Origin of the sequence: Achromobacter sp. RTa, from assembly GCF_000757485.1 — a bacterium.
In the GTDB taxonomy this organism is placed as follows: domain Bacteria; phylum Pseudomonadota; class Gammaproteobacteria; order Burkholderiales; family Burkholderiaceae_B; genus Achromobacter.
This window is the reverse complement of record NZ_JPYO01000027.1, coordinates 146,745-161,170: the sequence shown is the minus strand read 5'-3', so window position 1 is coordinate 161,170 and position 14,426 is coordinate 146,745. Positions and strand designations below refer to the sequence as shown.

The following is a 14,426-nucleotide window of genomic DNA, read 5'->3' as shown; positions in this document are numbered from 1 at the left end:
CAGGCAGAGGCAGGATATGGAAGCGATCAAGGATTTCTTCGGCAGCCTGATGCTGACCGAGTTGCTCAAGGGCATGCGCCTGACGGGCAAGTATTTCTTCAAGCGCAAGGTCACCTTGCGCTACCCCCAGGAAAAGACGCCCGCGTCGGCGCGTTTCCGTGGCCTGCACGCGCTGCGCCGCTACCCCAACGGGGAAGAGCGCTGCATTGCGTGCAAGCTGTGCGAAGCGGTGTGCCCGGCATTGGCGATCACCATCGAGTCGGACCAGCGCGACGACGGCACCCGCCGCACCACGCGCTACGACATCGACCTCACCAAGTGCATTTTCTGCGGCTTCTGTGAGGAAAGCTGCCCCGTGGACTCCATCGTGGAAACGCATATCCACGAATACCACGGCGAAAAGCGCGGCGACCTGTATTTCACCAAAGACATGCTGCTCGCCGTGGGCGACCGCTACGAAGCCGAAATCGCCCAGCGCCGGGCTGAAGACGCTCCCTACCGTTGAAGCCCAGGGTCTGATCCATGACTTTTACCACTGTCCTGTTTTACATACTGGCCGCCGTGCTGGTGATCGCGGCATTCCGCGTGATCACCGCGCGCAGTCCGGTCACCGCCGTCCTGCACCTGATCCTGGCATTCGCCAATGCGGCCATGCTGTGGATGCTGCTCGGCGCCGAGTTCCTCGCGCTGCTGCTCGTGCTGGTGTACGTGGGCGCCGTGATGGTGCTCTTCCTCTTCGTGGTCATGATGCTCGACATCCGCATGGATACGCTGCGCCAGGGCATGAAGACCTACCTGCCGCTGGGCCTGGTGATCGGCCTGGTCATGGTGCTGGAAATGGCCTTCGTGCTGGGTTCGACCTGGTACGGCGCGGGCCCGCAGGCTCCGGTCGCCGGCGACTACAACAATGCCCGCGCGCTGGGCGAAGCCATGTACACCCAGTACATCTACGCCGTTGAAGTGGGCGCCGCGCTGCTGCTGGTCGGCATGGTCGCCGCCATTGCGCTGACCCTGCGCCGCCGCCGCGACGTCAAGTACAACGACCCGGTCGCCGCCGTGCGCGTGCGTGCCAAGGACCGTTTCCGCCTGGTGAGCATGACCGCCCAGAGCGAGCGCGCCCAGTCGCAGATCGGTGCCTCGTCCCATGGAGAACAAAAATGACGCTGACGCTGGCCCATTACCTGATTCTGGGGGCGATCCTGTTCGCCATCGGGATCTTCGGCATCTTCCTGAACCGCCGCAACCTGATCATTCTCCTGATGTCCATCGAGCTCGTGCTCCTGGCCGTCAACATGAACTTCGTGGCGTTTTCCAGCTGGTTCGGCGACACCGCCGGCCAGGTGTTCGTGTTCTTCATCCTGACCGTGGCCGCCGCCGAAGCGGCGATCGGCCTGGCCATCCTGGTGCTGCTGTTCCGCAACCTGAACACGATCAACGTCGATGATCTCGATCGCCTGAAGGGCTGACGGGGTATTGGAAGAAAATGTCTAGCTCACCCAATCTCTACTTGCTCATCGCGCTGGCACCGCTGGCCGGAGCGATTCTCGCGGGCCTTTTCGGCACCGGGTTCCTGGGCCGTCCGATCGGCCGCCGCGCCTCGCACATGATCACCATCCTGGGCGTGCTCATCTCCACCATCGGTTCGGTGGTGGTGCTGAACGACGTGCTCAACGGCCTGCGCTTCGACGGCGCGGTCTACACCTGGAGCCTGATCGGCCAGACCAAGCTGGAAATCGGCTTCCTGATCGATCCGCTGTCGGCCATGATGATGGTCGTGGTCACGTCCGTGTCGCTGATGGTGCACATCTACACCATCGGCTACATGGCCGACGATCCCGGCTACCAGCGCTTCTTCTCGTACATCTCGCTGTTCACGTTCTCCATGCTGATGCTGGTGATGTCGAACAACATGGTGCAGCTGTTCTTCGGCTGGGAAGCGGTGGGCCTGGTGTCGTACCTGCTGATCGGCTTCTGGTACACGCGTCCCACGGCGATCTTTGCCAACATGAAGGCGTTCCTGATCAACCGCGTCGGCGACTTCGGTTTCGTGCTGGGCATCGGCCTGCTGTTCGCCTATGCCGGCACCATGCACTACGGCGAAGTCTTCGCACAGGCCGACAAGCTGGCCGCCCTGACGCTGCCCGGTTCCGACTGGATGCTGCTGACGGTCGCCTGCATCTGCCTGTTCATCGGCGCCATGGGCAAATCGGCCCAGGTTCCGCTGCACGCCTGGCTGCCCGACTCGATGGAAGGCCCGACCCCGATCTCCGCGCTGATCCACGCCGCCACCATGGTGACGGCCGGCATCTTCATGGTCGCGCGCTTCTCGCCGCTGTTCGAGCTGTCCAACACCGCGTTGTCGTTCATCATCGTGATCGGCGCCATCGGCGCGCTGTTCCTGGGCATCCTGGGCATCATCCAGAACGACATCAAGCGCGTGGTCGCGTACTCCACGCTGTCGCAGCTGGGCTACATGACCGTCGCGCTCGGCGCTTCGGCCTACTCGGTGGCGATCTTCCACCTGATGACCCACGCCTTCTTCAAGGCGCTGCTGTTCCTGGGCGCGGGCTCGGTCATCATCGGCATGCACCACGACCAGGACATCCGCAACATGGGCGGCCTGCGCAAGTACATGCCCATCACCTGGATCACCTTCCTGCTGGGCACGCTGGCGCTTGTCGGCACGCCGTTCTTCTCGGGCTTCTACTCGAAGGAACACATCATCGAGGCTGCCGGCGCCGCGAACGTCTGGGGCGCGAACTTCGCGTACTACGCCACCCTGATCGGCGTGTTCGTGACCTCGCTGTACTCGTTCCGCGTGTACTTCCTGGTCTTCCACGGCAAGGAACGCTTCGACACCAGCGACCACGGCCATGGCCATGACGCTCACGGCCACGACGACCACGGCCATCATGGCGGCAAGCCGCATGAGTCGCCCTGGGTGGTCACGCTGCCGCTGGTGCTTCTGGCTATCCCGTCGGTCCTCATCGGCGCCTGGGTGGTCGATCCGATGCTGTTCGGCAAGTTCTTCGACGGCGCCATCAAGGTCCTGCCGCAGCATCCCGCTATGCACGAGCTGCATGAAGAGTGGCACGGCTGGGTGGCCTTCGGCCTGCACGCCTTCCAGACTGTTCCGTTCTGGCTGGTCGTGGCCGGCGCGGTCATCGCCTGGTACTGCTACCTGATCAACCCCAAGGTTCCGGCCAAGATCCAGTCCAGCCTGTCGGGCATCAACAAGGTGCTCGAGAACAAGTACTACGTGGATTGGGTCAACGAGCAGATCATCGCCCGCGGCATGCGCTGCCTGGGCCGTGGCCTGTGGCAGACCGGTGACCGCGGCATCATCGACGGCCTGCTGATCAACGGCAGCGCCCGTGTGGTGGGCTGGGTGGCAGCGGTCAGCCGCCACCTGCAGTCCGGCTTCATCTATCACTACGCGTTCGCGATGATCATCGGCATCATGGCGCTGGTGACTTTCTTTGTGCTGATTCCCCAATGATGGCAAGCGAGATGGCATCCAACACTTTCCCCTGGCTCACGCTTGCGATCTTTGTCCCGATCGTATTCGGCCTGCTGGTGCTGGCGGTGGGCCGTGACGACCGTCCCGGTCTGACCCGCGGCCTGTCGCTGATCGGCGCTATCGCCGGTTTCCTGGTCACGATTCCGCTGTACACGGGTTTCGACTCCACCACGGCCGCCATGCAGTTCGTGGAGAAGGCCTCCTGGATCGAGGCGTTCAACGTCAACTACCACCTCGGTATCGACGGCATCTCGATGTGGTTCGTGCTCCTGACCGCCTTCATCACGATCATCGTGGTGCTGGCGGGCTGGGAAGTCATCACCAGCCGCGTCGCCCAGTACATGGCAGCCTTCCTGATCCTGTCGGGTCTTATGGTGGGCGTGTTCTGCGCGCTGGACGGCATGCTGTTCTACGTGTTCTTCGAAGCCACGCTGATCCCGATGTACATCATCATCGGCGTCTGGGGCGGCCCGAACCGCGTGTATGCAGCGTTCAAGTTCTTCCTGTACACCCTGATGGGCTCGCTGCTGACGCTGGTCGCGTTCATCTACCTGTGGAACGCGTCGGGCGGTTCGTTCGACATCCTGACCTGGCAGCAGACCAAGCTGGGCTACACCCCGCAGATCCTGATCTTCGTGGCCCTGTTGGCGGCGTTCGCCGTGAAGGTCCCGATGTGGCCGGTCCATACGTGGTTGCCGGATGCCCACGTCGAGGCGCCCACGGGCGGCTCCATCGTGCTGGCCGCGATCATGCTGAAGCTGGGCGCCTATGGCTTCCTGCGCTTCTCGCTGCCGATCGCCCCCGACGCTTCGCACAGCCTGGCCGGACTGATGATCACGCTGTCGCTGATCGCCGTGATCTACATCGGCCTGGTCGCGATCGTCCAGGACGACATGAAGAAGCTGGTGGCCTATTCGTCGGTGGCCCACATGGGCTTCGTCACCCTGGGCTTCTTCATCTTCAACACGGCCGGCGTCGAAGGCGCCATCGTCCAGATGATCTCCCACGGTTTCGTGTCGGGCGCCATGTTCATGTGTATCGGCGTGCTCTATGACCGCATGCACTCGCGTCGCATCGCCGACTACGGCGGCGTGGTCAACGTGATGCCGCGCTTCGCCACGTTCTTCATCCTGTTCTCGATGGCCAACAGCGGCCTGCCGGCCACCAGCGGTTTCGTCGGCGAGTTCATGGTGATCATGGGCGCGGTCGAGCATAATTTCTGGATCGGCCTGCTGGCGGCCACCGCCCTGATCCTGGGTGCTTCGTATTCGTTGTGGATGGTCAAGCGCGTGGTCCTGGGCGACGTCGCCAATGACCACGTCCGCGAGCTGACCGATATCAACCGCCGCGAATTCGTGATTCTTGGCGCGATGGCGATCGCCGTGCTGTACATGGGGATCTATCCCAAGCCCTTTACCGACGTGATGCACGTTTCGGTGGAGGCCCTGCTGCAACACGTTGCCGTCTCGAAACTGTAAGACAAGACAATGATGCAATCCCAAATCGATTTCGCCCTGGCGACGCCGGAAATCCTCTTGCTGGTTTTCGGCCTGGCTATCCTGCTCGTCGACGCGGTCAGCAATCACCCCGAGCGCAAGCCGACGTTCCTGCTGACCATGCTCACATTGGGCGTGCTGACCGTCGTGTCGGCGCTGCAATGGAAGAACGGCGTCACGGGTTCGACCTTCAATGGCCTGTACGTCGCCGACGAGCTGTCGCACCTGCTGAAGATCGCGTCCTACATCGCCGTCGCCGCGACCCTGGTGTACGGCCGCGTCTACGCCCAGGTGCGCGACATGCTCAAGGGCGGCGAGCTCTATGTGCTGACGCTGTTCGCCCTGCTGGGCCAGATGGTGATGATTTCCTCCGGAAACCTGATCTCCATCTACCTGGGCCTGGAACTGATGTCGCTGGCGCTCTACGCGCTGATCGCGCTGCGCCGCGACAACGTCGTGGCCACCGAAGCCGCCATGAAGTACTTCGTGCTGGGCGCGCTGGCCTCGGGGTTCCTGCTGTACGGCATGTCCATGGTCTACGGCGCCACCGGCCATCTGGACCTGGCCGAAGTCGCCAAGGTCATCGCCGCGGGCAAGGCCGAGAAGCTGGCCCTGGTGTTCGGCATCGTGTTCCTGGTTTCCGGCCTGGCGTTCAAGCTCGGCGCCGTGCCGTTCCACATGTGGGTTCCGGACGTCTACCAGGGTTCGCCCACCGCCGTGACCCTGATCCTGGGCGCCGCGCCCAAGCTGGCCGCCTTCGCCATCACGCTGCGCCTGCTGGTTGACGGCCTGCACGGCCTGGCTGCCGACTGGCAGCCGATGCTGATGATCCTGGCGGTGCTGTCGCTGGCGATCGGCAACCTGACCGCCATCGCGCAGACCAACTTCAAGCGCATGCTGGCCTATTCGACCATCTCGCACATGGGCTTCGTGCTGCTGGGCCTGATGTCGGGTTCGGTCGCGGGCAAGCCTGAACTGTCGTCCGCCGCCTACGGCGCTTCGCTGTTCTACATGCTGACCTATGTGCTGACCACGCTGGCGAGCTTCGGCATCGTGCTGCTGCTGTCGCGCCAGGGTTTCGAGTGCGAGCAGATCGACGACCTGAAGGGCCTGAACCGCCGCAGCCCGTGGCACGCCGCCATCGTGCTGCTGCTGATGTTCTCGCTGGCCGGTATTCCGCCGCTGGTGGGCTTCTACGCCAAGCTGGCCGTGCTGCAAGCCCTGGTCAGCGCGGGCCACGTGACGCTGGCGGTGATCGCGGTGCTGTTCTCGCTGATCGGCGCGTTCTACTACCTGCGCGTGGTCAAGGTCGTGTACTTCGACGAACCGGCGGCAGACGCCGCGCCGATGGTGGCCACTAGCGGCCAGCGAGGCATCCTGTCGATCAACGGCGCCCTGATCCTGGTGCTGGGCTTGCTGCCCGGCGGCCTGATGGCGCTGTGCGTGCAAGCCATCCGCAGCTCGCTGAGCCTGTAAGCGGAAAACGGGGCCATGAACCAGACCCTGGCGGTATGGCTGCTGATCGCGCTGGCCCTGGTCAGCGCGAATCTGCCGTTCCTGACCGAGCGGGTTTTCGCGGTCATGCCCTGGAAGCGGGGCGGGGCGCCGGCTGTCAAGCCGTTCTGGGTCCGCCTGCTCGAGGTGCTGGTGTTCTACGCAATCGTGGGCGCGCTGGGCTTCGCATTCGAGTCCGCGCTGGGCAACCGGTTTTCCCAGACCTGGGAGTTCTACGCGATTACGCTGAGCCTGTACCTGGTGCTGGCCTATCCCGGGTTCGTGTACCGGTATCTGTTCAAGCGGCATCCGCGCCTGCGGACCTGAGCCGTATCCGTCCCCGAAGAAAACGCCCTGTGGGGCGTTTTTTTTTGCGGATAGGCAAGTGCACCGGCCCGGCGGGCGGCGCCGCCTGAGGCCGTTCCTGCACGGCCCGTGCCGGCTCCCTCGGGCTGCGGGAGCCCGGCGGGGAGGGCAGCGGATCCTCGCATTCCGGGCGCGGCTTCGGGCTGCAGCGCTTTACCGAAACGATCGAAGAGTTCAGATTCTCGTCAGAATATAAAGAGCGTTAAAGGGTCCGACCCCAACAGCCCGCGAGCGGTGTGCAAGCCGCTAAATCCCGGGCCAGGTGTTGTTTTTTGATCTTTTGGATGGGTTTGGATACTTCGTTCAGGTTTCATTCAGCGACCGGGTTCAGAATCGCAAACGTTAAAAAAACAAGAATCGTTGCTATTCACAATTGGAGAAGCTGGTTTGAAGCCCCAAGATTCGTATTCGCTGAATACGCTCACTACCTCGCTGGCCGCCGCCATCGCAGTTCCCGCCCTGTTCATCAGCCCTTGCGCCGCCGCCCAGTCCGCGGATGGGGTGACGCAGCTTGCGCCCGTGCGCGTGGAAGGCGAGGGGTCTTCCTACCAGACGACGACCGTGCCGTCGCCGAAGATGACCGCGCCCCTGCTGGATACCCCGCGCACCGTGCAGGTGGTGCCCAAGCAGGTGATCCAGGATCAGTCGGCCTCCACGCTGCAGGACGTGCTGCGCAATTCGCCGGGCATTACCTTCGGCGCGGGCGAAGGCGGCCGCCCGGGTGGCGACCTGCCCATCATCCGCGGCCAGAACTCCGCGGGCAGCATCTTCCTGGACGGCATCCGCGATTCCAGCACGCAGGTGCGCGACACCTTCAACCTGGAAGAGGTGGAAATCATCAAGGGTCCGGACTCCGTGTATTCGGGCCGGGGCGGGGCGGGCGGCAGCATCAACATGATCAGCAAAACGCCCAAGACCACGGACTTCACGGAAGGCACCATCCAGGTCGGCACGGACAATAACTACCGCGCAACGATCGATAGCAACTGGCGCCTGGACGAAAAGGCGGCCTTCCGCCTGAACGTGATGGGCAACAAGGGCGACGTGCCGGGCCGCGACAGCGCTGTGGATTTCGAGCGTTGGGGCGTCGCGCCTTCGCTGACGCTGGGCGTGGGTACGCCGACGCGCATCACGCTGAGCTATTACCACTACCAAGACGACAGCATGCCCGACTACTCCATTCCGTATGACCCGAAGACGGGCCAGCCGGTGACGGAGACCATGGGCGTGAGCCGCAAGAGTTTCTACGGCCTGACCGGCCGCGACTTCATGAAGACGCGCGACGACGTCGCCACGGTCGACTTCCAGCACGACTTTTCCGACAAGCTGCAGTTGCGCAACGTCTTGCGCTATGGCCGCGGCACGACCGACTTCGCCGCGACGAACCCCGACGACAGCAAGGGCAACGTCCCCAACGGCCTGGTGTACCGCGCGCTCAAATCGGGCTATTACGTCACCAAGAGCTTCGCCAACCAGACGGACCTGACCGGGGAATTCGAGACGGGCAGCCTGAAGCACTCGTTCGACCTGGGCTTCGAGTACAGCAACATCAAGCAGGACAAGGACGGCTACACCCAGTCGGGCGTGCCGACCAGCACGACTTGCACGACCGTTTCGGCCATGTGCGCTTCGCTGTGGGATCCCGATCCGGGCACGGACTATCCCGGCCATCTGCAGCGCAACGGCAACCCCGCGCGCTACAACACCGACACCGTCGCGCTCTACGGTTTCGATACGATCAAGTTCAACGAGCAGTGGCAAGCCAGCCTGGGCCTGCGCTGGGACAACTACCGCACCAGCGGCAGCAACATTGCGAAGGGCCGCAACGATCCGGCAGGCACGCCGGCTTTCTACAGCACCAGCCGCGAAGACAATCTCTTCAACTACCAGGTCGGCGTGGCGTACAAGCCCATGCCCAACGGCACGATCTACGCCACCTATGGCACGTCGTCGACGCCGTCGGCCGTCGCCGCCAGCGCGGTCAGCGATGCCGCGTCGATGACGAGCCAGTCGCTCGAGCCGGAAAAGAGCCGCACGGTCGAAGTGGGCACGAAATGGCAGGTGTTCGATGACCGCCTGACGCTGTCGGCGGCCGCGTTCCAGGACATCCGCAAGAACACCAGCGTGGCGGTGTCGGCCACCGAGACCGAGCAGGTCGGCGAGGCCAAGGTGCGCGGCATCGAACTGGGCTTCTCGGGCAGCATCACGCCCAAGTGGAACGTGTTCGGCGGCTACACCTTCATGGACAGCGAGATGACCAAGGGCGCGTTCAACAGCGGCGCCGTGGGCCAGGACCTGCCCAACACGCCGCGCAACGCCTTCAGCCTGTGGACCACCTACAAGGTGCTGCCGAAGCTGACGGTCGGCGGCGGCGCCTACTACGTGGACAAGGTGTACGGCAATTCGGATTCGTCGAAGAACACCGACGGCACGCCCAAGGCGCGCTGGGTGCCCTCGTACTGGCGCTTCGACGCCATGGCGGCCTACGAGTTCAACGAACACGTGTCGGCCCAGCTGAACGTGATGAACATCTTCGACGAGACCTACTACACCAAGGCCTATGCGGCGCACTATGCCGCGCTGGGCACGGGCCGCGCCGCGCTGCTGTCGCTGCGCATGCGCTACTGATCCCGACAGCGGGAACGGAAAAAACCAGCCAGGAATTTCCTGGTTGGTTTTTTTTTGGCGGTGAAGATGGGTTGCGCGCGTTGGGTGTTGTGATTCTTGTGCGGACTGTCGCGCGCTGCACCCATCCTACGGGGGGGCGGTGATGATGGGTTGCGCGCGTTGGGTGTTGTGGTTCTTGCGCGGGCTGCCGCGCGCTGCACCCATCCTACGGGGTGCGGTGATGATGGGTTGCGCGCGTTGGGTGTTGTGGTTCTTGTGCGGACTGTCGCGCGCTGCACCCATCCTACGGGGGGCGGTGATGATGGGTTGCGCGCGTTGGGTGTTGTCGTTCTTGCGCGGGCTGTCGCGCGCTGCACCCATCCTACGGAATGGTGAGGCGGGCAAACGACGTAGGATGGGTGTAGCGCGCCTTGACCGCCGCCAATGCGCCGGCGCTCAACGCGCGCAACCCATCGCCCGCGCAACGCATCTCCCGGGGCGGGCAGCGCCGGTCCAAGCCGCTCAGCTTTCGGACCAGTTCAGCACGCCGCTCCCCGTCTATCAGCTTTCGAACCAGTTCAGCACGCCGTCCAGGCCGGACACGTTGAGCGCGTAACGGGTCTGTTGGCGCACCAGCGGCTTTGCGTGGTAGGCCACGGGGAAGCCCGCGGCGCCCAGCATCTTCAGGTCGTTGGCGCCGTCGCCCATCGCGATGATCTGTTCCCGGGCCGCGCCGTGCCGGCGGGCGAAATCCCGCAGGTGCGCCTCCTTGGCGTCGGCGTCCAGGATGTCTCCCAACACCTTGCCCGTCAGCACGCCGTTGGAAATCTCCAGGGTGTTGGCATGCGCGCTGTCCAGGTTCAGCCGTTCGCGCAGGCGCTCCGTGAAGAAGGTGAAGCCCCCGGAGACCAGGAGCACCTTGATGCCGGCAGCCTGGGCCGTGGAGATCAGGCGCTCGGCGCCCGGGTTCAGGCGCAGCTTTTCCGCGTACACCTGTTCCAGCGCATCGGCCGGCGCGCCTTCGAGCAGGGCGACGCGGCGGCGCAGGCTTTCCGAGAAGTCCTTGATTTCGCCGCGCATCGCGGCCTCGGTGATCTCGGACACCTTGTCCTTCACGCCGACCACGCCCGCGATCTCGTCGATGCACTCGATGTTGATCAGCGTGGAGTCCATGTCCATGGCCAGCACCTTGCAGCTCGAAAGCTTCAGGCCCGCGGGCAGGAACGCGGCGTCGACGTCATGGCGTTCGGCCCAGTCCACGACCTCGGCGCGGGTTTCGTCGTCGTGCTGCACGTCGAGCAGGCGGGCGGCGGTGGCGCTGATGCGGGCGATGCCCTGCGCCTGGGCCAGGGCCGCCAGCTGTTCAGCATGCTCGACGCTCAAGGCGGGGGATTGGACGACAAGGTGATGGGTAGTCATAGAAATTCGAGTGTAGGGTGCGGTTACTTCAAGGCGCGCAATACGGCGCGCACGGCGTCGGCGCGGGCCGGAACCTGCGGGGCCTTGATCTCAACCCGCAATTTATCCTGTCCCGCCAGTTTGATGTGGCGCTGGCGCTGGACGAGTTCGATGATCCTGGCGGGATCCACCGAGGTCTTGGCGCCGAACTGCAGCAGCGCCTGCGTTTCGCTGGCGTCGATCTTGACGATGCCCAGCGGCTGCGCCGCCAGGCGCAGGCGGTGCGTGGCGAGCAGCGTCTGGGCGGCTTCCGGCAGCTTCCCGAAACGGTCGATCAGCTCTTCCTGGATGCGGATCAGGTCGTCCTCGTCGGCGGCATGCGCCAGGCGCTTGTAGATGCCCAGGCGGGCGTGCACGTCGGCGCAATAGTCCGAGGGCAGCAACGCCGGCGCATGCAGGTTGACCTCGCAAGCCAAGTTGAAGGGGGCGTCGAGGTCGGGCTCTTCGCCGGCGCGCAGCGCCCGGACGGCCTCGTTGAGCATCTCGTTGTACATCGAGAAACCCACTTCCTGGATGTTGCCCGACTGCGAGTCTCCCAGCACCTCGCCGGTGCCCCGGATTTCGAGGTCGTGCATCGCGAGGTAGAAGCCGGATCCCAGTTCTTCCATCGCCTGGATCGCCTCAAGGCGCTTCTTGGCGTTGTTGGTGATCGCGTCTTCGCCGGGGGTCAGCAGGTAGGCGTAGGCCTGGTGGTGCGACCGGCCGACGCGTCCGCGCAGCTGATGCAGCTGGGCCAGGCCGAAGCGGTCCGCCCGGTGGATCACGATGGTGTTGGCGCTGGGAACGTCGATGCCGGTTTCGATGATGGTGGTGCACAGCAGCACGTTGTAGCGCTGCTGGTAGAAGCCTTTCATCACCTGTTCCAGCTCGCGCTCGGGCATCTGGCCGTGGGCCACGGCGATGCGGGCCTCGGGCACCAGTTCCTCGAGGCGGGCGCGGCGATTGTGGATGGTCTCGACCTCGTTGTGCAGGAAATAGCACTGGCCGCCGCGCTTGAGTTCGCGCAGCAGGGCTTCGCGCAGGGTGCTGCCATCTTCGCGCCGGACGAAGGTCTTGATGGCCAGGCGCTTCTGCGGCGCGGTGGCGATGACGGAGAAGTCGCGGATGCCCTCCAGCGACATGCCCAGGGTGCGGGGAATCGGCGTGGCGGTCAGTGTCAGCACGTCGACCTCGGCGCGCAGCGCCTTCAGCGCTTCTTTCTGGCGCACCCCGAAACGATGCTCTTCGTCGATGATGACCAGGCCCAGACGTTTGAACTTGACGTCCTTGGACAGGATCTTGTGGGTGCCGATGACGATGTCGACGCGGCCGTCGTTGATGCCCTCGATGGCGGCCGACACTTCCTTGGCCGAGCGGAAACGCGACAGTTCCACCACGCGCACCGGCCAGTCGGCGAAGCGGTCGGAGAAGGTCTGCGCGTGCTGCTCGGCCAGCAGCGTGGTGGGGCAGAGCAGGGCGACCTGCTTGCCGTTGGCCACCGCCAGGAAGGCGGCTCGCAGGGCGACCTCGGTCTTGCCGAAACCCACGTCGCCGCAGACCAGGCGGTCCATGGGGCGGCCGGAGGTCATGTCGGCTATCACGGCCTCGATGGCGGCGGCCTGGTCGGCCGTTTCCTCGAAGCCGAAGCCCTCGGCGAACGCCTGGTAGTCATTCAGCGGCAGATTGAAGGCATAACCTTCGCGCGCGGCGCGCTGGGCATACAGCGCCAGCAGTTCCGCAGCCGTGTCGCGCACCTGCTTGGCGGCCTTGCGGCGGGCCTTGTCCCATTGGCCCGAGCCCAGCTGGTGCAGGGGCGCGGCTTCCGGATCGGCGCCGCTGTAGCGGGCGATTACGTGCAGCTGGGATACCGGCACGTAGAGCGTGCTGCCGCTGGCGTATTCGAGATGCAGGAACTCCATCTCGCCTTCGCCCATGTCCATGTTGACCAGGCCGTGGTAGCGGCCGATGCCGTGCTGCGCGTGGACGACGGGATCGCCGGCGCGCAGCTCGGACAGGTCGCGCACCATGGCTTCGACGTTGCTGGCGCGCTCCTGGTCGCGTTTGCCGCGGCGGCCGGTCGTCGCGAGGCCTGGGTACAGATCGTTCTCGGTCAGGAAGACCAGTTCGGCCTGAGGCAGCTGGAAGCCGGTGGACAGAGGCGCGGCAACGATGCCGAAATGCGCGTCCGAGGCCAGGAAGGTTTCGATGGCGTCCGGCTGCGCGTCGGGCGTGATGCCGAATTCATTCAGCATCTGCACCAGCGTCTCGCGCCGGCCCGCGGAATCCGCGCACAGCAGCACGCGCGTCTGGCTCGTCTGCACCAGCGCGCGGAGCTTGGCGATGGGGTCGTCGGACCGCCGGGCCACGCTGACGTCGGGCGCGGCCCGGAAGTCGGGATGCGGCTGCCCGGCGGCCAGCGACAGGCGACGGAAGGCCTTCAGGTGGGAATGGAGCGCCTCGCTGTCCAGGAACAGCGCGGACGGCGGCAGCACCGGACGCTCGCGGTCGCTTTTCAGGAAGCCGTAGCGGCTGGCGGTGTCCTGGTTGAAGCGCTGGATCGCATCGTCGATGTCGCCCACGGTGACGGTGACCGTGCCTTCCGTCAGGTAGTCGAAGAGGGTGGCCGTTTCTTCGAAGAAGAGGGGCAGGTAGTACTCGACCCCCGCGAACGGGATGCCGTTGCCGATGTCCTTGTAGGGCAGGGCGCGCGACGGGTCGCCTTCGAAGACTTCTCGGAAGCGGGCGCGGAAACGGGTGCGCGAGTCCTCGTCCATGGGGAACTCGCGGCCGGGCAGCAGTTGCACTTCGCGCACCGGGTACAGGCTGCGCTGCGTATCCACGTCGAAACTACGGATGGTCTCGATTTCGTCGTCGAACAGGTCCAGGCGGTAGGGCACGACCGAACCCATGGGGAACAGGTCTATCAGCCCGCCGCGCAGGCAGAATTCACCCGGCGCGGTCACCTGGGTGACGTGGTTGTAATTGGCCAGCGTCAGCTGGGCGCGCAGCGCCGCCTCGTTCAGCTTGTCCTTTTGCCTGAAGGAAAAGGTGTAGGCCGCCAGGAACGAGGGCGGCGCCAGCCGGTAGAGCGCCGTCGTGACCGGCACAGTCAGCACGTCCACCGATTTCGTCATCAGCGAATGCAGCGTGTGCAGGCGTTCAGAAATCAGGTCCTGGTGCGGCGAGAACGCGTCGTAGGGCAGCGTTTCCCAGTCGGGGAGCTGGCGCACGCGCAGGTGGGGGGCGAACAGCTGGATCTCCTCCGCCAGGCGCTGGGCTTCGAGCGGCTCGGCCGTAAGGATGACCAGGGGAGCGGAGGCCTGGCGCGCCAGGTCCGCCAGCAGCCAGGCGTCGCCCGAGCCCGGAGGCCGCGGCTGCGCATAGCGCGCACCGGGTTTGAGCGCGGACAGGGTGGGGGCCGTCGCGGGGACGGAGGGCGCGGCTGTGGCGGGGAGAGTTGGGGCAGGCATCAGGCTGGCAGCAGGCATCAAGCGGAAGATTATAAA

The 14,426-nt window shown here is 64.8% G+C and carries 10 protein-coding genes; 8 read left to right on the top strand and 2 right to left on the bottom strand.

The window, feature by feature from the left end:
• Positions 1-16: 16 nt before the first annotated feature.
• The 8 genes from nuoI to JL37_RS08800 all read left to right on the top strand — a co-directional run bounded on the left by nuoI (position 17) and on the right by JL37_RS08800 (position 9,504).
• The gene (nuoI, locus tag JL37_RS08835) at positions 17-505 is read left to right on the top strand and encodes an NADH-quinone oxidoreductase subunit NuoI (protein ID WP_043543405.1); all 489 of its coding nucleotides are present in this window, start codon (positions 17-19) and stop codon (positions 503-505) included.
• 17 nt (positions 506-522) lie between these two features.
• A complete protein-coding gene (locus JL37_RS08830) occupies positions 523-1,161 on the top strand; it encodes an NADH-quinone oxidoreductase subunit J (RefSeq protein ID WP_043543403.1) in 639 nt (212 codons plus the stop codon).
• Positions 1,158-1,466: an NADH-quinone oxidoreductase subunit NuoK gene (gene nuoK, locus JL37_RS08825; protein ID WP_025137065.1), complete on the top strand. Its 309-nt coding sequence runs from the start codon at positions 1,158-1,160 to the stop codon at positions 1,464-1,466. The genes JL37_RS08830 and nuoK overlap by 4 nt, the downstream gene beginning before the upstream one ends.
• Positions 1,467-1,483: 17 nt before the next feature.
• Positions 1,484-3,499, top strand: a complete 2,016-nt coding sequence (nuoL, locus tag JL37_RS08820) for an NADH-quinone oxidoreductase subunit L (RefSeq protein WP_043543401.1) — start codon at positions 1,484-1,486, stop codon at positions 3,497-3,499.
• Positions 3,496-4,998, top strand: coding sequence for an NADH-quinone oxidoreductase subunit M (locus JL37_RS08815; RefSeq protein WP_043543398.1), 1,503 nt, complete (start codon positions 3,496-3,498; stop codon positions 4,996-4,998). The genes nuoL and JL37_RS08815 overlap by 4 nt, the downstream gene beginning before the upstream one ends.
• Positions 4,999-5,007: 9 nt before the next feature.
• Positions 5,008-6,492: an NADH-quinone oxidoreductase subunit NuoN gene (gene nuoN, locus JL37_RS08810; protein ID WP_043543397.1), complete on the top strand. Its 1,485-nt coding sequence runs from the start codon at positions 5,008-5,010 to the stop codon at positions 6,490-6,492.
• 15 nt (positions 6,493-6,507) lie between these two features.
• Positions 6,508-6,837, top strand: coding sequence for a DUF2818 family protein (locus JL37_RS08805; RefSeq protein ID WP_043543396.1), 330 nt, complete (start codon positions 6,508-6,510; stop codon positions 6,835-6,837).
• 426 nt (positions 6,838-7,263) lie between these two features.
• Positions 7,264-9,504 carry a TonB-dependent siderophore receptor gene (locus tag JL37_RS08800; protein WP_043543395.1) on the top strand — a complete coding sequence of 747 codons (2,241 nt, stop codon included), beginning with the start codon at positions 7,264-7,266 and terminating at the stop codon, positions 9,502-9,504.
• 540 nt (positions 9,505-10,044) lie between these two features.
• On the opposite strand, the gene serB is transcribed toward JL37_RS08800, so the two are convergent.
• Both serB and mfd read right to left on the bottom strand, forming a co-directional pair.
• Entirely contained in the window at positions 10,045-10,902 is an 858-nt protein-coding gene (gene serB / locus JL37_RS08795) for a phosphoserine phosphatase SerB (protein ID WP_043543394.1), read from the bottom strand.
• Positions 10,903-10,925: 23 nt separating this feature from the next.
• The gene (mfd, locus tag JL37_RS08790; protein WP_197064586.1) at positions 10,926-14,408 is read right to left on the bottom strand and encodes a transcription-repair coupling factor; all 3,483 of its coding nucleotides are present in this window, start codon (positions 14,406-14,408) and stop codon (positions 10,926-10,928) included.
• Positions 14,409-14,426: the final 18 nt, after the last annotated feature.